Origin of the sequence: Cupriavidus sp. a3, from assembly GCF_051015765.1 — a bacterium.
Taxonomy (GTDB): Bacteria; Pseudomonadota; Gammaproteobacteria; order Burkholderiales; family Burkholderiaceae; genus Cupriavidus; species Cupriavidus oxalaticus_A.
In genome coordinates, this window is record NZ_CP170644.1 from 1,740,502 (window position 1) to 1,756,956 (window position 16,455).

Consider the following 16,455-nt stretch of genomic DNA (forward strand, 5'->3'; position numbering starts at 1 on the left):
GCGGGTACGTACGCTGGTCAGTTGAACACGTCCTGCCGATAACGCCCCGCCGCAACCAGCGCCGCGAGCCAGTCCGAAGCCGCCGCTTCCGTCATCCCGCCCTGCTCCGCGGCGATCCGGATCAGCGTTTGCCTGACCGCCGGCGCCATGTGCCGGCCGTCGCCGCAAACATAGAACACAGCGCCTGCGTTCAGCTGCGCCCAGACGTCCGCCTGCCGCTGCCAGAGCAAATCCTGCACGAAGCACGGTGCGCCATCGACGACCGAATACGCCGCATGGACTTCGGCCACGCCCTGCTCTTGCCAGCGCGCGACGTCGTCACGGTACAGCCAGTCGTGCGCAGGGTGCCGGCAGCCGTAGTACAGCTGCACCGGCCTCACCGCCTCCCCCGCGGCCTGCTGCGCCGCGCGTTCCTCCAGGAAGCCACGGAACGGCGCGATGCCCGTCCCGGGCCCGACCAGGATCATCGGTACGTCCGGCGCTTCGGGTGCGAACGGCGGATGGGGCGTGCGGATCGCGCCCGCTACCACCGCGCCCGGCGCCAGGCCCTGCAACCAGGTGGACGCGACGCCACGGAACAGGCCACGGCCAGACAGCGCCGGCGCGCAGACCGTGCCGACGGTGATGGTGGCCACATCCGGCGAGACCAGCGGCGACGACGCGATGGAGTAGAACCGTGGCCGCATCGGCACCGTGCAGGCGAGCAGGCCGGCCAAGTCCAGTCCGATCGCAGGGAACCGGTCGAGGATGTCGCCCAGGCCCAGCCTGCGCTGCACCACCTGTGCGGCATAGCCAGCCGCTTCATCGTCCGAGGCAAGCTGCTGCAGCGACTGCCGCGTGAACGGGCAAGGCGTTGCCTGGGCGAGGCTGCGCAGCGTCTGGCGCGACACCACGTCCTGCAGCTCCACGAAATGCGTCAGCAGCTGCCGCGCGGAGAGCGCCTCGCCAACCGGCAGCCCGCGCGCCGCCCCTGGCGCGGCGGACAAGGTGACGATGGCGTCCGGGTCGACATCGATCCGCTCGCAAATCGCCGTGACAGTTTCAGGCTGGTTCTGCGGATAGACGGCCAGGTGGTCGCCGGTGTGGTAGCGCACGCCTTCCGGCAAGCGCAGCCGGATGTCGCGCGTGGATGTCCGCGGCGCCTCGCGCGCGAAGTCCCACAGGCCGTCGGGATCGTTCACCAGTTCGGTGTTCGATAGCACAGTGAAGCCCTGCGCATTGGGCGGCAGCGTCGTCGCGCGGATCTCAGCCACGCCGCGCAGCTGTACCTGCACTGCTGGCACTTGCGGCAAGGCGCTGGCGGCGTCGCCGCCCTGCAGCGCCTGCCACAGCAACGCCAGCCAGCGTTCCGCGGCCTGATCGAAGTCGCCGTTGCCATCGGCCTCGCCACGCGGCAGCAGTGGCGTGGCGCCGGCGCTGGCGAAGAATTCGAATACCCGGCGCGGGAAGGCCTGGTACGTAGGCCATTGCGAATTGCCGCAGCCCAGCACCGCAACGCGCAGGTCCGGTGCGCGGTAGTCGCTGGCTGCGCCGCTGTTGAGCAGGTCCTCGAAGCGGCGCGCCGAGTCCGGCGCACGGCCGTTGTAGGTGGCGGCAACGATGACGGCCAGGCCGCTGGCCGGCAACGCATCGGCAATCTCGTCGAGGTCGCGCAAGGTGGCGTCGAAGCCCGCTGCAAGCGCGCCGGCGTGGACCTGCTCGGCCAGTTCGCGCGCGGTGCCCAGGCTGGATCCGCACAGCACCGCAAGCGCCCGTCCCGCGCCTCGCACTTCCGCGCCAGCCGGCGGCGCCTGCTCTGCCCCGGCGACCGGCATCCCGACGATGCGCTCGTGCGGCCGGCGCCGTCGCGCGCGCACGGTGAAGCCGTCAGGCTTGATCGTCAGCGTTTCCTTGATGCGGAACTGGTAGTCGTGCGCATCGGTGAACTGGAAATTGCGCAGCATCAGCGCCAGCGCCAGCTTGGCCTCGGTCAGCGCGAACTGGCGGCCGATGCAGGCGCGCTCGCCATTGCCGAACGGCATGTAGGCGTGGCGCGGCAGCCTGGCTTCGTTATCGGGCAGGAAGCGGTCGATGTCGAAGCGTTCGGGATCGGCCCAGACCCTGGGGTCGCGGTGCAGCGCGGTCAGCACGACGGACACGCGGCGGTCCTTGCGGATCAGGTAGCGGCCGCCGAGCAGCGTGTCCGCGTACGGCGCGACGGCGAAGGCGGGCGCGGTGGGCCACAGGCGCAGCGTTTCCTTGAGCACGCGGTCGAGCACCGGCAACCGCGCCAGGTCGGCATACACCGGCGCAGCGTCGCCGGGCAATACCGCATCCACCTCGGCATACGCCTGCGCCATCACGCCGGGATTGCGCAGCAGCTCGTACAGCGCGAAAGTCAGCAGCCCGCTGGTGGTCTCATGGCCGGCGATCAGGAAGGTGATGACCTGGTTGCGGATGTTCTCGTCGTCCAGGCGCTGGTCGGTGTCGGGATCGCGTGCTTCGAGCATCAGCCCGAGCAGGTCCATGGCGGTGCCCTGCCGCCCGCCTTCGTCGGCGGCGCGGCGGCGCCTGATCACGTCGTCGACCAGTTCGCGCATGAAGCGCGTGTCTTCGTCGAACTTGCGGTGCGCCGCGTGCATGAAGCGGTCCTGCAGGCCAAGGCGCGTGAGCCTGGACATCGCCTCTCCCAGCGCGCCGACCATGGCCTCGATAAACGGGTGCAGCTGCGCACTGGCGAACGAGTCGAAGTCATAGCCGAAGCCGGACAGCGCGATGGTGTCGAGCGTCAGCCGCGTCATGTCGTCGGCCACGGCGATATCAGCGTCGGGACCCTGCCGGTCCCATTTGTCGACCAGCCGGTTGGCCACGCGCAGCATCACCTCGAAATACCCCTTCATCGCGCGCTGGCTGAACGCCGGCATCAGGATGCGGTGCGCCTTGCCCCAGTTGGCCTCGTCGGTGTGCGCGGTGAACAGGCCGTCGCCGGCCATGCCGCGCAGGTAGGACAGCGGCGGGCCGATGTATTTGCGGAAACGCGCCGCATCGCACACCTCGGCCGCCAGCGCGACCGACGTCACGAACGGCACGCACCGTCCGGCGAAGTCCAGTTCGAAGATGCCGTCATGGTGGCGGCTGCGCGCCAGCAGGTGCTGCCCCACCGTGCCCGGCTTGATCTGCAGCAGGTTGCCGACCAGGGGCCAGCCGGGATCGCGCGGGATCGGCTCGGGCGCGGTCGGGGCGGCGGGATGCGCTGGCTGGGCAAGGGCTTCGGTGCCCGGTGACACGGTAGGCTGCGGCATGACTCGGGGGCGATCTGCGCTATTTGTAGTGAGGTCCGGGGGCCGGCGGGGCGATTGCCATCTGCCGCCACTTCGTCTAACGTAGACAACTGTCTACACCCGGCGAAGGGTAGACAAGCGTAGACACCGTGTCAACGCAGCGTGTCGACCAAAAACCGAGCATCACTACTAATCCGCATGGAAGCCATTGCCGACGGCAAACGCCGCCTGATCGACGCCGCGCTGAAGCTGGCCGCCGCCAAGCGCAGCTTCGCGGCCATGAAGCTGCGCGAAATCGCGCGCGAAGCCGACCTCAACCCCAATACCTTCTACCGGCATTTCCACGACATGGAAGACCTGGCGCTGACTGCAGTGGCCGAGGCCAGCGCCGAGTTGCGCCCGATGCTGCGCTCGGTGCGCTGGGCCGCTGCGCGCGACAACCCCAACGAGGTGGCCAGCCGCGCGTGCGAGGCGCTGTTCCTGTATGCCCGGCGTCACCCCGATGCGTTCGTGGTTGGCGTCTGCGGCATCACCGGCCCGCAGCCGGCGCTACGTGCGGCAATCCGCGCGGTGCTGCACGACATCGCCGCCGAGATGGCCGACGACATCGAGCGGCTCGAACTCTGTCCGCAGCTCTCGCGACCGCTCGTCGATGAATTCTGCGCCTATGTCGTGCCCCACCTGTTCCACCAGTGCGTCGACTACATCGAAGCCGACAGCGCCGGGCGCCGCCGGCTGATGGAGCGTTCGGTGCAGCTGTGCTGCTGGCTGCTGGTCGGGGCAGCGGGAGCCCACGCGGCGAAGCCGCGTACGCAAGGCCGCGCACAGAAGGCAGCGGCCCATTAGCTTGCAAGCGGGACTACGGGGCTACGGGGTCTTGGGCGGCACGATGGTCGCACCGGGCTCCACGGTGCGCTCGTGATGCATCTTTGGCATCATGTTGCTGTTCAGGTGGAACATCACCCACAGTGACCCGGTCAGCGTGATCACCACCAGCGTCAGCGTGAACATCAGCGACAGCATGTTCCATCCGCCTTCCGATTTGGCGTTCATGTGCAGGAAGTAGATCATGTGGACCACGATCTGCACCGCACCGATCAACAGGATGACGATGGCCGTGGTGCGGGATTTTTCGAACACCCCGCCCATCACCAGCCAGAACGGTATCGCGGTCAGGAAAACCGACAGCACGAAGCCGGTCAGGTAGCCGCCCAGCGTGGCGTGCGGCCCCACGTCTTCCTCGTGCTCGTGGCCATGCCCGTGGCCGTCCAGCGTCTCGTCATGCGCGCTCATGGCAGGGCCCCCATCAGGTAGACGAAGGTAAAGACGCCGATCCACACGACGTCCAGGAAGTGCCAGAACATCGACAGGCACATCAGCCTGCGCTTGTTGGCGGTGATCAGCCCGTGCCGCGCCACCTGCGTCATCAGCACGACCAGCCAGATGATGCCGAAGGTCACGTGCAGCCCGTGCGTGCCGACCAGCGCGAAGAACGAGGTCAGGAACGCACTGCGCTGCGGGCCGGCGCCCTGGTGGATCAGGTGCGCGAACTCATACAGCTCGACCGCCAGGAAGGCCGCGCCGAAGACGCCGGTGATCGCCAGCCAGATCTGCGTGCCGGCGATCCGGTTCTGCTGCACCTGCAGCATGGCAAAGCCATAGGTGATCGACGACAACAGCAGGAAGGTGGTGTTCAGCGCCACCAGCGGCAGCTCGAACAGCTCGGCCCCGGTCGGCCCGCCCGCGTATTCGCGGCCCAGCACGCCATACCCCGCGAACAGGCACGCAAAGACCAGGCAGTCGCTCATCAGGTAGAGCCAGAACCCGAGCAGCGTGCCGTTCTGCGGGTGGTGCTCTTCGGTCAGGTGGAAGGTGAAGCCCCCCGGTGGCATGTCATCCGCCGCGGAGGTGCCGCTCACGTACTGGGGATAGGTGGTCTCAGCCATGGCCAGCCATCAGTTGTGTGCGCGCCGATTCGGTCCCGACCACCTGCTCGGCCGGAATGTAGTAGTCGCGCTTGTAGTTGAAGGTATGGATGATCGCGCCGATGATGATCGCCGCGAACGACGCCACCACCAGCCACCAGATGTGCCAGATCAGCGCGAAGCCGCACAGCGTGGACAGCCCCGCCAGCACGATGCCGGCCGCGGTGTTCTTCGGCATGTGGATGGGATTGAAGCCCTGCAGCGGCCGCTGGTAGCCGTTCTGCTTCATGTGCCACCAGGCATCGGTATCGTGCACCACCGGCGTGAAGGCAAAGTTGTATTGCGGCGGCGGCGACGAGGTGGACCACTCCAGCGTGCGGCCGTTCCACGGGTCGCCGGTCAGGTCGCGCAGCTCCTCGCGGCGCACGAAGCTGACCACCAGCTGGATGATGAAGCAGGCGATGCCGATGGCAACCAGCGCGGCGCCGAAGGCGGCGATCTGGAACCAGATCTGCAGCGACGGATCGTCGAAACGGTTCATCCGGCGCGTCACGCCAAGCAGCCCCAGCCAGTACAGCGGCATGAAGGCAAAGTAGAAGCCGGTCAGCCAGAACCAGAACGAGGCCTTGCCCCAGGACGAGACCAGGCGATAGCCGAATGCCTTGGGGAACCAGTAGTGGATGCCGGCCATCAGCCCGAACACCACGCCGCCGATGATCACGTTGTGAAAGTGGGCGATCAGGAACAGGCTGTTGTGCAGCGAGAAGTCCGCCGGCGGCACCGCCAGCAAGACCCCGGTCATGCCGCCAATGACAAAGGTGACCATGAAGCCGATGGTCCACAGCATCGGCGCCTCGAAGCGGATCTTGCCGTGGTACATCGTGAACAGCCAGTTGAAGATCTTGGCGCCGGTCGGGATCGAGATGATCATCGTCGTGATCCCGAAGAACGAATTGACGCTCGCGCCCGACCCCATGGTAAAGAAGTGGTGCAGCCACACCAGGTAGGACAGCACCGTGATCACCACCGTGGCGTAGACCATCGACGCATAGCCGAACAGGCGCTTGCGGCAGAACGTGGCGACCACTTCGGAGAAGATGCCGAACACCGGCAGCACCAGGATGTAGACCTCGGGGTGGCCCCAGATCCAGATCAGGTTGACGTACAGCATCGCGCTGCCGCCCTGGTCGGCGGTGAAGAAGTTGGTGCCGACGTAGCGGTCGAGCGACAGCAGCGCCAGCGCGGCGGTCAGCACCGGGAAAGCGGCGATGATCAGCACGTTGGTGCACAGCGCGGTCCAGGTGAAGATCGGCATGCGCATCAGCGTCATGCCTGGCGCGCGCATCTTGACGATAGTCACCAGCAGGTTGATGCCGGATAGCAATGTCCCGACCCCGGCCACCTGCAACGACCATATGTAGTAGTCGACGCCGACATCCGGACTGTGGATGATGCCGGACAGCGGCGGATACGCCAGCCAGCCGGTGCGCGCGAACTCGCCGAGGAACAGCGACATCATCACCAGGATGGCGCCGCCCGTGGTCATCCAGAAGCTGAAGTTGTTGAGGAACGGAAACGCGACGTCGCGCGCGCCGATCTGCAGCGGCATGACAAAATTCATCAGCCCCGTGACCAGCGGCATGGCCACGAAGAAGATCATGATCACGCCGTGCGCGGTAAAGATCTGGTCGTAGTGGTGCGGCGGCAGGTAGCCCGCGTTGTCGCCGAAGGCGATGGCCTGCTGGATGCGCATCATGACCGCGTCGGCAAACCCCCGCAGCAGCATGATGATGCCCAGGATCACGTACATGATCCCGATCTTCTTGTGGTCGATGCTGGTGAACCACTCGCGCCAGAGATAGCCCCACAGGCCGTACTTGGTCACCGCGCCGACCAGCACCAGCCCGCCCAGCACCACCACAGCAAAGGTGCCGATCAGGATGGGCTCATGCAGCGGGATGGCTTCCCACGTCAGCCGTCCGAAGATCAAATTGGCGAGTTCCGAGCGCTCGGGCATGTTTGTCACCTGGGGCCTGAAGTAACCAACCGTGGCCGATGGTAGCTGGCCAGTACCGCTGGGAGAAAAGGGGATCCGCGCCTTACTGCAGCAGCAGCCGGCCCTCGTTGCGTGCAGTGCCGTCCGCGAACGCAGGCGCAACCGCCTGGGTGTTGCTCGCGGTGCAGATCTCGCGTGACGGGTCGAACTTGCCGCGGCTGCGGTCGAGTGCCATGGTGTCGGCCAAGCACCGGCCGCCGCTCACGCAGCGGTTCAGGATCAGGTCATAGAGGCCGGGCGCCACGCTGGCGTAGCGCTGCACTGGCACGCGCTCGCTGGGCTGCGCGAGCTGCAGGTAGGCATCTGTCGACAAGCCCTGGCCCGAGGACTTGACCTGCTGGATCCAGCGGTCGAAATCTTCGTTCGACAGCCCGTGGAACTTGAAGCGCATGTTGGTGAAACCCTCGCCGCTGTAGTTGGCCGACATGCCCTCGTATTCGCCGGGCTTGTTGATCACGGCGTGCAGCTTGGTTTCCATGCCGGGCATGGCGTAGACCATGCCGGCCAGCGACGGCACGAAGAATGCATTCATCACCGAGGTGGCGGTGATGTGGAAGGCAATGGGCCGGTCCACCGGTGCCGCGACCTCGTTGACCGTGGCGATGCCCTGCTCCGGATACAGGAACAGCCATTTCCAGTCCATCGCCACCACCTGCACCGGCAGCGGCTTGACGTCTGCGGTCACGGGCCGGTTGGCGTCGATGCGCGTGAGCGGTCGGTAGGGATCGAGCTGGTGGGTGCTGACCCAGGTCACCGCGCCGAGCGCGATGATGATCAGCAGCGGCGCGGCCCAGATCGCCAGTTCCAATACCGTGGAATGGTCCCAGTCCGGGTTGTAGGGCGCGTCGGTCGCGCTTTCACGGTAGCGCCACGCGAATGCCAGCGTGAGGATGATCACCGGCACGATGATCAGCAGCATCAGGCAGGTGGCGATGATGATCAGGTCGCGCTGCCGCAAGGCCATGTCGCCGGATGGCGAAAGCAGCACTGCATCACAGCCGGACAAGCACGCCATGATGACTACCGCGCCACATCCTTGCAGTAGTCTTCTCGGTACACGGGAATGCGGGACTGCAGTGTCGAAGTGGCCCATAGTCACAGAAGTGGCGTCTGAGGAATATCGGCATGCACCGATGAATCCACCTTTCGATTTTCTATGGCAGTTTAGGCGCTATTCTTGTGACTGTGCGAGTTTAAGTGCAGTATCGAAGCACTCCTGTCGAGAGGAGACTGACGATGGCCAGCCTGACCCACCAGCACCGAGCGTCGCCGACTGCACCTCCGGCCCCCGGCCACCATGATGTGGCACCTGCCGAAATCGCCACTGGCGTGGTGATCGGGCGGGCGTCGGAGTACTTCGATTTCTTCGTCTACGGCATTGCTTCCGTGCTTGTCTTCCCGGCGGTCTACTTTCCGTTCGCGAGCGAGCTGGCCGGGCTGCTGTACAGCTTCACGATCTTTTCCTTCGCGTTCATCGGGCGGCCGTTCGGCACTGCCCTGTTCATGCGCATCCAGCGGCGCTGGGGGCGCGGCATCAAGCTGACCGCATCGCTGTTCCTGCTTGGCACCGCCACGGTGGGCATTGCGTTCCTGCCGTCGTACGCATCGATCGGGGCCGCGTCGATCTACCTGCTGGCACTGTTCCGCTTCCTGCAGGGCATCGCCTTCGGCGGTTCATGGGACGGCCTGCCGTCGCTGCTGGCGCTGAACGCGCCGGAAGACAAGCGCGGCTGGTATGCAATGGTGGGCCAGCTTGGCGCGCCCTCCGGCTTTATCATCGCCGGCGCGCTGTTCCTGTTCCTGCATACCAGCCTGACCCCGCAGGAGTTTATCGAATGGGGCTGGCGCTATCCGTTCTACGTGGCCTTCGCCATCAATGTGGTGGCGCTGTTCGCGCGGCTGCGGCTGGTGGTCACGCACGAATACACGCGTTTGCTGGAAGAAGACGAACTGGAGCCGATCAGCACGCTGCAGATGGTCAATGCCCAGGGCTTCAACATCTTCCTGGGCGCGTTCGCGGCGCTGGCCAGCTATGCGCTGTTCCACCTGGTCACGGTGTTCCCGCTGTCGTGGGCGGTGCTGCACCAGGAGCAGACGATTTCCGCGGTGCTGGCGGTGCAGATCGCGGGCGGCTTTATCGCGTTTATCGGCACGCTGATCTCGGGCTGGCTGGCGGACCGCATCGGCCGCCGCACGACGCTGGCGACGATGGCGGTGCTGATCGGTGTTTTCAGCCTGGTCACGCCGTGGCTGCTGGGTGGCGGCGCCACTGGCCAGAATATTTTCATCCTGGTCGGATTCGGCCTGCTGGGGCTGTCGTACGGGCAGGCGGCGGGCGTGGTGACTTCCAACTTCGAACCCCGCTTCCGCTACACGGGGGCCGCTCTGACCACGGATTTCGGCTGGTTGTTCGGCGCGGCGTTTGCGCCGCTGGTGGCGCTGGGGCTGTCGTCGCTGTTCGGGCTGGTGGCGGTCAGCCTGTACCTGCTGTCTGGCGTGATCAGCACGCTTGCGGCACTGCGCATCAGCCGGGCGCTGGGGACGCCGGAGCTGTAAGGGAACGCGCCCGGTACGCGCCCATCTGGACAAAAGGAAGAAAAAGAAATGAAGACGTTGGCGCTGCGCACGCGGTGAAACTAACCGCGGCAGCGCCATGCGATTGCCAGCTCTGGATCAGCGCAGGCCGAAGAAGCTGAGCACCGCGAGGATGATGACAACCGCGCCAACTAGCCAGACGATATTCATGGCGGCTCCTTGGTGATGTCCGTAGGGACGTGGACGAGGTGACGGGCCGGATGGCTCACCTGCCCTTGTCCAGCAACAAGCGTGCCGTAGCTGCGCAAGCACTATTTCACGTTGCGCGGGCAGTATGCTGCCCCGGCGTGGGGGACGCGCCGCCAGCGCGCCAGGGGCCAGTGCAATGGCGTGAGGCGCTTATTACAAAATCGTTTCAACCGGCGTGACGGATGCGGCGCGGGCTCATGAGCCACCCGTGGCCGCAGTTGTCAACGCGCCCGGCCTGACTGGCCCGAGCGCTATGCCGCCTGCGGCTCGACGCCGCGCGCCAGGCGCCGGATCGCCTGCGGCGGCTGGCCATAGGCCCGCAGGAAGGCTCGCCGCATGCGCTCGCGGTCGTTGAATCCGGTATCCCGCGCCACCACATCGATGGCATGGCGCCCGCTCTCCATCATCAGCCTTGCTGCCTCGACGCGCAGGTGCTCGACCGCCTTCGCCGGCGTCTGGCCGGTCTCGTCCCGGAAAGCGCGCGCGAACTGCCGCGGGCTCAGGTGCGCCGCCTCCGCCAGTTGCTCCACTGAGAGTTCGCTTTGCAGGTTCTGCCGCGCAAAGTCCAGTGCGGCACGGATGCGGTCGGAGCGCGGCTCGAGGTCGAGCAATGCCGAGAATTGCGATTGCCCGCCGGCACGGCGGTGGTACACAACCAGCTTTTTCGCCACGTCGCGCGCGACCGCGCCGCCGGCGTCTTTTTCCACCAGCGCCAGCGCCAGGTCGATGCAGGCCGACATGCCGGCCGACGTCCACACCGGGCCGTCGATGATGAAGATCCGGTCCTCTTCCACGCCCACGTTGGGAAAGCGCCGCCGCAGCTGTTCCGCGTAGTACCAGTGCGTGGTGGCACGGCGGCCATCCAGCAGCCCGGCCTCCGCCAGGTTGAAGGCACCGGTGCAGGTGGCGCCGATGCGCCGCGAGGTACGCGCCGCACGCTGCAGGAACCTGACCAGCGCCGGCGGCGTGGGCGTGATGTCGTTGTCGCCGACCACCAGCACGGTGTCGAAGCGGCGCCTGCCGAATGGCTCGGTGCTGACGGCGAAGCCTCCGGAGCACATCACCGCTCCGCCCTGCTCCGAGAGCAGATGGACCTGGTACAGCGGGGTGCCGAGGGTCCGGTTGGTGAACTCCAGCACCGTTGTCACTGCCAGGTTCATCGCCTGGAAACCAGGGTACAGGGCGAGCGCTACGTGATGCATGATCGGCGTCCTTGAGTGGCAGGAAAGGTGGCACATTCAGTTTTGATGCCACGCCATTGTGCCCCGGATCACGGGATGGCGCGCGGCGGTCCGCCGCTCTCGACTGAATTCAGGACTGCCAGCCATTCGAAGCCGCGCGCAGCGCACTTCCGGCGGACTCTCGCGTGGCGTGGACGCGGCTGAATGCCGCCCGCAAACGGCATCCCGGGCACGTGTTTGTACCGCTTTGTATCCGCCGCCAGCATCGATACGAGTCCTGACAGAATCGCCTTTGACCCGCTACAGGGCAGATACACCGGTCTTCTTTAATGCTTCTCGTGGCCGGCGGCAAAGACAAAGCCCCGGCCGCGCAGATACGCAAACCCAGGCAGATCCACTGACATAAAGGAAACCGATCATGGCTACCCAATTCACCCAACGCATCATCTTCGCCATCGCCCTGGCCGCTGCCGCCGCCGGCGCACAAGCCGCACCGGGCGCACGCGACCCGTTCAGCGAAGGCGCACGCGCCGTCCAGGATGCACGCAGCCCGTTTGCCGATGGCGCGCGCAGCGTGCAGGACGCTCGCAGCCCGTTCACCGATGGCGCACGCGGCGTGCAAGACGCTCGCAGCCCGTTTGCCGATGGGGCACGCATCGTCGATCCGTACAGCGACGGCGCACGCACCCTTGCTGGCCTGGACCGCACCGGTCCGTCCGCCGATCCGGCGCGCTCGATCGATCCCTACCTGGACGGTGCGCACGCGTGAGGGCGCGGCATGCGCCGCGCGCACATCCAGTGCATGACTGAGGGCAGGCTATCCGTTGCATCCGATGCAACGATGCCTGCCCTGCCCCTTCAGATCTGCGGGAACGCCTTCATCACGTGCCGCAGCATGCTGCCGGCCACCGGCGAAAGATGCCTGCCCGCCCGCGTGATGATATGGATGCGGCTATTGTTCAAAATCGGGTTGGCCAGCGGCAGCGACACCAGTTGCCTGAACTGCGCGCCCTTCAGCGGCACCGAGCGCGGCGTCAGGATGTAGCCGAGCCCCATCGCGGCAAACTCCCAAAGCACCTTGAATGAGTTGGTCACCAGCATCGGCTTCAGCGTGATGTGCTCGTCCAACTCGGCCGCCTGCACGTGCTTGCGCACGCCAAACGATTCCGCCAGCGCCGCGCCCTGGTGCGCGGCCAGGTCCGCCAGGGTCAGCGCGCGCCGGCGCCGCGCGAGCGGATGGTCCTTGCGCACATGCACGCGGATCGGCGACAGCCGCGAATAGTGCGAGCGCAGCCGCACGTCGTCGGGCGGTTGGAAGGCGAAGCCGATATGCGCCAGGTCTTCCAGAATATGGCGGACGGTTTCGTCGGTGCCAGCCACCTGGATGCTGCAGGTGACGTCCGGGTGCTTGCTCAGGAAGCCTTGCAGCACCGGCTCCAGCACGAGGTCCACGAAGCCCTCGCCGAATACCAGCTCGACATGGCCGCGCTGGGCGTTCTTCAGGTTGTTGACCTCGGCCAGGAAGGTATCGTTCAGATCCTGCTGGCGCCGCGCGAACAGCGCCAGCAGGCGCCCCGCGTCGGTGGCGACCACGCCGCGCCCGCGCCGCTCCAGCAGCGTCAGGCCGGTGTCCTGCTCCAGCTTGGCCACGGCGCGGCTTACCACCGAGGGGTCCAGCTCGAGGACCTCGGCCGCGCCGCGCACCGTGCCGGTTTCAATGATCTGCAGCAGGCACATCGCCCGCTTGCGGTCCAGCACGTCATCCATCTTTGCTCCCCTTTGCGTGGTCATGCCCGGTCATGCCGGGCCGTTTTTGGATTGTTGCTATTTATACAACGTTTCTGCCACAGCATTGTCATGGATGCCGCGGCCAAGGGCGGAGAGAATAGGCCAAAGACCACGTACGCCGACAACCATGACCCAGTCCCCCACCGCCAGCCTGCGGCAGGCCGTCCAGGCCATCGCGCCCGAGTTTGTCCGGATCCGCCACCAGATCCACGCCCATCCCGAACTCGCCTTCGAGGAGCGACGCACCAGCGACCTGGTCGCTGAACAACTGGCGGCGTGGGGCTACGCGGTGCATCGGGGCCTGGGTACGACCGGGGTGGTCGGCACCCTGCGCAAGGGCGACGGCAGCAAGGCCATCGGTATCCGCGCCGACATGGACGCACTGCCGATCCAGGAGCAGACCGGCCTGGCCTACGCCAGCACCATCGCCGGCAAGATGCACGCGTGCGGCCATGACGGGCATACGGCGATCCTGCTGTGCGCGGCGAAATACCTGGCCGAGTCGGTCGATTTCAACGGCACGCTGAACCTGATCTTCCAGCCGGCCGAGGAAAACGAAGGCGGCGCGCTGCGCATGCTGGAGGATGGCCTGTTCGAGCGCTTCCCGTGCGACGAGGTCTATGCGCTGCATAACTCGCCGGGAATGCCGGTCGGCCAGATCGGCGTGATCGCCGGCCCGGCGATGGCATCGTTCGACCGCACCACGGTCACGCTGCGCGGCCGCGGCGCGCATGGCGCCATGCCGCACTACGGCATCGACCCGATGCAATGCGCGGCCAGCATCGTGCTGGGCCTGCAGTCGATTGTCAGCCGCGAGATCGATGCGCTGAAGTCGGCGGTCATCACAGTGGGCTCGATCCAGGCCGGCAGCACCTACAACGTCGTGCCGGAAAGCGCGACGATCAAGATCGGCGTGCGCACGCTCGATCCCAAGGTACGCACGCTGGTGGAAACGCGCATCCGCGAATTCGTCACGACCCAGGCGCAAAGCTACCAGCTCCAGTCCGATGTGGTCTACGAACGCAAGTACCCGGTGCTGGTCAACCATGCCGCGCAGACTGAATACGCGCGCGAGGCCGCCATCCGGCTGGTGGGCGCTGACAACGTGGTCGAGCGCCCGCCGGTCATGGGCAGCGAAGACTTCGCCTACATGCTGGAACAGCGGCCCGGCGCCTATATCAGGCTCGGCAACGGCCTGGGCGAGGACGGCGGCTGCATGGTTCACAACCCCCTGTACGACTTCAATGACAAGGCCCTGCCCGTGGGCGCCGCATTCTGGGCGCACCTGGCGCAGGGCTACCTGGTTTGAGCATCGCTATTTTCGGGAGTCTTCATGCATTCACTGAACCGCCGCCGCTTCCTGCAACTGGCCGGCTGTGCCGCCGGCAGCTCGGCACTGGGCACACTACCCGCGCTTGCCGCTGAAAGCTTTCCCGCCCGACCGCTGGCGCTGGTGGTGCCGTATCCGGCCGGCGGGGCCAGCGATACCTCGGCCCGGATCTTCGGCGAATCGATCGGCAAGAGCGTCAAACAGCAGGTCGTGGTCGAGAACTACGGCGGCGGCACCGGCCTGATCGGCGCCAACAAGGTACTGGCCGCACCGGCCGATGGCTACACCTTCTTCCACGGTTCGATCAATGAAGTGTTCCTGGCCCCGCTGCTGAACCCGGCCGCGCGCTACAAGCCGCAGGACTTCATGCTGGTCGCGCCGATCAGCGATGCCAATATCGTGCTGATGGCCAGGAACGGCCTGGCCGCCGACAGCCTGGACAAGTTCCTCGACCTGGCGAAGCAGAGCAAGGCCAAGCCGCTGACCTATGCGACCGTCGGCATCGACTCGATCTATCACCTGATGGGCGACGCGCTCGCCGCCAGGCTCGGCGCACCGCTGCTACACGTGCCGTACAAGGGCGGCGCGCCGGCGCTGCAGGGCCTGGCGGGCGGCGAAGTCGACTTCGCCATCCTGCCCTACCAGTCGAGCTTCGACGCGATGCAGCAGCAGGGCCGGCTGCGGATCCTGACCAGCTTCTCCAGGGCGCTGCCGCCGGCGCTGAAGCACGTCCCGCTGATTTCGCAAAGCAAGCAGATCCCCGACTTCGAATACACCATCGGCGGCGGCTATTTCGTCAAGGCCCGCACGCCGGCGGACCGCGTCACGGTGCTGCGCAAGGCGATCGGCGAAGCGCTGGTCAAGCCGGATATCCTGGGCAAGCTGGAGGCGGAAGGTCGCACCGTCGCCAAGCCCATCGACAGCCAGGCGCAGGCGAACCAGGCGTTCGACCAGTACATGACGCGGGTCACGCAGCTGATCCGCAGCGTGGGGCGCAAGACCAACGCCTGATTTGCGGTCCCGCCGCTGCGGACCATGCCGGTGTTGGCGGATAATGCGCGATTCGCCAACACCGCCTTCGCCATGCAAGCAAGCCGCGCCGGCTCCGGACGCATCGACTGGACCACCCTGTTCCTGCTGACTTTCCCGCCGCTAAGCTGGGCGGGCAACGCCATCGTCGGCCGCCTTGCAGCGGGCACGGTGCCGCCGATCACGCTGAATTCCGTACGCTGGGTGCTGGCCGGCCTGCTGCTCGCGCCATTCGCCTGGCGCGGTGTGCTGGAGCATCGCGCGGCGCTGCGCCGGCACGCCGGCGTCATCATGGCCATGGGCGTGCTGTCCATCGGCAGCTATAACGCGCTGCAGTACCTGGCACTGACCACGTCGACGCCGATCAACGTGACGCTGATCGGTGCGTCCACGCCGCTGTTCCTGATCGTGATTGGCGCCCTGTGCTTCCGCGAGCGGGTCAAGCCACTGCAAGTGGCGGGCGCGCTGCTGTGCCTGGTCGGCGTGTCCTTCGTGCTGGTGCGCGGCGAGCCGGCACGGTTGGCCCAGCTCGACCTCGTGCCCGGCGACCTCTACATGCTGGCCGCCACCATTGCCTGGAGCGCCTATACCTGGCTGCTGCGCAAGCAACGGCCCGACGTACCGCTGCCGGTCCTGCTGTTTGCCCAGATCGTCGCCGGCGTACTGGCGAGCGCGCCGGTGACGGCATGGGAACTGATGGCCCAGGACCAGCCCCTGCCCTGGAACGGCAAGGTCGCCGCGATCCTGCTCTACGTGGCGACGATTCCTTCGCTGCTCGCCTACTTCGCCTGGGACCGCGCCATTGCCCGGGCTGGCGCGCAACTGCCGGTGTTTTTCATCACGCTGACACCGGTGTTCGCGGCGCTGCTGTCCACGCTGCTGCTGGGCGACTGGCCGCGCTGGTATCACGGGGTGGGGCTGGCGGCGATCGGGGCGGGGATCTGGCTGGCGCAGCGGCGGTAGGCGGCTGCGTGAAGATTGCCCTGGCGGCTTGCCCAGGGCCTCACATCGATACCCGTCACCGCCATCGCCTGTCGCGGCCCGAGCCGGCGGGCGCACAGCGCTATTAATTGCAGGCCGCCGGCCTACAGGCGCGCTCGGG

The 16,455-nt window shown here is 66.6% G+C and carries 13 protein-coding genes; 6 read left to right on the plus strand and 7 right to left on the minus strand.

Annotated elements, in window-relative coordinates; all coding sequences use genetic code 11:
- Positions 1-17: 17 nt before the first annotated feature.
- On the minus strand, positions 18-3,281 hold the full coding sequence (locus tag ACAD63_RS29760) for a bifunctional cytochrome P450/NADPH--P450 reductase (RefSeq protein WP_434034200.1): 3,264 nt from the start codon (positions 3,279-3,281) through the stop codon (positions 18-20).
- A 177-nt stretch (positions 3,282-3,458) separates the two neighbouring features.
- Between ACAD63_RS29760 and ACAD63_RS29765 the strand changes: the two genes are divergently transcribed.
- Positions 3,459-4,106, plus strand: a complete 648-nt coding sequence (locus ACAD63_RS29765; protein WP_434034201.1) for a TetR family transcriptional regulator — start codon at positions 3,459-3,461, stop codon at positions 4,104-4,106.
- A gap of 21 nt (positions 4,107-4,127) precedes the next feature.
- Here the strand turns inward: ACAD63_RS29765 and cyoD are convergent, their stop codons facing one another.
- The 4 genes from cyoD to cyoA form a co-directional block, all read right to left on the minus strand.
- The gene (gene cyoD / locus ACAD63_RS29770; RefSeq protein WP_133095316.1) at positions 4,128-4,553 is read right to left on the minus strand and encodes a cytochrome o ubiquinol oxidase subunit IV; all 426 of its coding nucleotides are present in this window, start codon (positions 4,551-4,553) and stop codon (positions 4,128-4,130) included.
- A complete protein-coding gene (gene cyoC / locus ACAD63_RS29775; protein ID WP_133095317.1) occupies positions 4,550-5,206 on the minus strand; it encodes a cytochrome o ubiquinol oxidase subunit III in 657 nt (218 codons plus the stop codon). The genes cyoD and cyoC overlap by 4 nt, the downstream gene beginning before the upstream one ends.
- The gene (gene cyoB / locus ACAD63_RS29780; protein WP_434034202.1) at positions 5,199-7,202 is read right to left on the minus strand and encodes a cytochrome o ubiquinol oxidase subunit I; all 2,004 of its coding nucleotides are present in this window, start codon (positions 7,200-7,202) and stop codon (positions 5,199-5,201) included. The genes cyoC and cyoB overlap by 8 nt, the downstream gene beginning before the upstream one ends.
- A gap of 82 nt (positions 7,203-7,284) precedes the next feature.
- Positions 7,285-8,256 carry a ubiquinol oxidase subunit II gene (gene cyoA, locus ACAD63_RS29785; protein WP_434034203.1) on the minus strand — a complete coding sequence of 324 codons (972 nt, stop codon included), beginning with the start codon at positions 8,254-8,256 and terminating at the stop codon, positions 7,285-7,287.
- 221 nt (positions 8,257-8,477) lie between these two features.
- Between cyoA and ACAD63_RS29790 the strand changes: the two genes are divergently transcribed.
- Positions 8,478-9,797: an MFS transporter gene (locus ACAD63_RS29790; protein WP_133095319.1), complete on the plus strand. Its 1,320-nt coding sequence runs from the start codon at positions 8,478-8,480 to the stop codon at positions 9,795-9,797.
- Between the two features lie 479 nt (positions 9,798-10,276).
- Here ACAD63_RS29790 and ACAD63_RS29795 read toward each other — a convergent pair whose 3' ends face one another.
- The gene (locus tag ACAD63_RS29795) at positions 10,277-11,227 is read right to left on the minus strand and encodes a GlxA family transcriptional regulator (RefSeq protein ID WP_434034204.1); all 951 of its coding nucleotides are present in this window, start codon (positions 11,225-11,227) and stop codon (positions 10,277-10,279) included.
- Between the two features lie 397 nt (positions 11,228-11,624).
- Here ACAD63_RS29795 and ACAD63_RS29800 point away from each other — a divergent pair, with 397 nt between their 5' ends.
- Positions 11,625-11,975, plus strand: coding sequence for a hydroxyquinol 1,2-dioxygenase (locus ACAD63_RS29800; RefSeq protein ID WP_133095321.1), 351 nt, complete (start codon positions 11,625-11,627; stop codon positions 11,973-11,975).
- An 89-nt stretch (positions 11,976-12,064) separates the two neighbouring features.
- Here ACAD63_RS29800 and ACAD63_RS29805 read toward each other — a convergent pair whose 3' ends face one another.
- A complete protein-coding gene (locus ACAD63_RS29805) occupies positions 12,065-12,973 on the minus strand; it encodes a LysR family transcriptional regulator (protein WP_133095403.1) in 909 nt (302 codons plus the stop codon).
- A gap of 148 nt (positions 12,974-13,121) precedes the next feature.
- On the opposite strand from ACAD63_RS29805, the gene ACAD63_RS29810 reads away from it, so the two are divergent.
- From ACAD63_RS29810 to ACAD63_RS29820, 3 genes are all read left to right on the plus strand, one after another.
- Positions 13,122-14,303 carry a M20 aminoacylase family protein gene (locus ACAD63_RS29810; protein ID WP_434034205.1) on the plus strand — a complete coding sequence of 394 codons (1,182 nt, stop codon included), beginning with the start codon at positions 13,122-13,124 and terminating at the stop codon, positions 14,301-14,303.
- A 24-nt stretch (positions 14,304-14,327) separates the two neighbouring features.
- Positions 14,328-15,335: a tripartite tricarboxylate transporter substrate binding protein gene (locus tag ACAD63_RS29815; RefSeq protein ID WP_434034206.1), complete on the plus strand. Its 1,008-nt coding sequence runs from the start codon at positions 14,328-14,330 to the stop codon at positions 15,333-15,335.
- Between the two features lie 72 nt (positions 15,336-15,407).
- Complete coding sequence (locus ACAD63_RS29820; protein ID WP_135703720.1) at positions 15,408-16,316, plus strand: DMT family transporter; 909 nt, start codon at positions 15,408-15,410, stop codon at positions 16,314-16,316.
- Positions 16,317-16,455: the final 139 nt, after the last annotated feature.

Bases quoted from the DNA above. Each gene is read 5' to 3' on its own strand.
- ACAD63_RS29810 (WP_434034205.1), top strand. From the start codon at position 13,122: ATGACCCAGTCCCCCACCGCCAGCCTGCGGCAGGCCGTCCAGGCCATC.
- ACAD63_RS29765 (WP_434034201.1), top strand. From the start codon at position 3,459: ATGGAAGCCATTGCCGACGGCAAACGCCGCCTGATCGACGCCGCGCTG.
- cyoB (WP_434034202.1), bottom strand. From the start codon at position 7,202: ATGCCCGAGCGCTCGGAACTCGCCAATTTGATCTTCGGACGGCTGACG.
- ACAD63_RS29805 (WP_133095403.1), bottom strand. From the start codon at position 12,973: ATGGATGACGTGCTGGACCGCAAGCGGGCGATGTGCCTGCTGCAGATC.
- ACAD63_RS29795 (WP_434034204.1), bottom strand. From the start codon at position 11,227: ATGCATCACGTAGCGCTCGCCCTGTACCCTGGTTTCCAGGCGATGAAC.
- cyoD (WP_133095316.1), bottom strand. From the start codon at position 4,553: ATGAGCGCGCATGACGAGACGCTGGACGGCCACGGGCATGGCCACGAG.
- ACAD63_RS29800 (WP_133095321.1), top strand. From the start codon at position 11,625: ATGGCTACCCAATTCACCCAACGCATCATCTTCGCCATCGCCCTGGCC.
- cyoA (WP_434034203.1), bottom strand. From the start codon at position 8,256: ATGGCGTGCTTGTCCGGCTGTGATGCAGTGCTGCTTTCGCCATCCGGC.
- cyoC (WP_133095317.1), bottom strand. From the start codon at position 5,206: ATGGCTGAGACCACCTATCCCCAGTACGTGAGCGGCACCTCCGCGGCG.
- ACAD63_RS29760 (WP_434034200.1), bottom strand. From the start codon at position 3,281: ATGCCGCAGCCTACCGTGTCACCGGGCACCGAAGCCCTTGCCCAGCCA.
- ACAD63_RS29820 (WP_135703720.1), top strand. From the start codon at position 15,408: ATGCAAGCAAGCCGCGCCGGCTCCGGACGCATCGACTGGACCACCCTG.
- ACAD63_RS29790 (WP_133095319.1), top strand. From the start codon at position 8,478: ATGGCCAGCCTGACCCACCAGCACCGAGCGTCGCCGACTGCACCTCCG.
- ACAD63_RS29815 (WP_434034206.1), top strand. From the start codon at position 14,328: ATGCATTCACTGAACCGCCGCCGCTTCCTGCAACTGGCCGGCTGTGCC.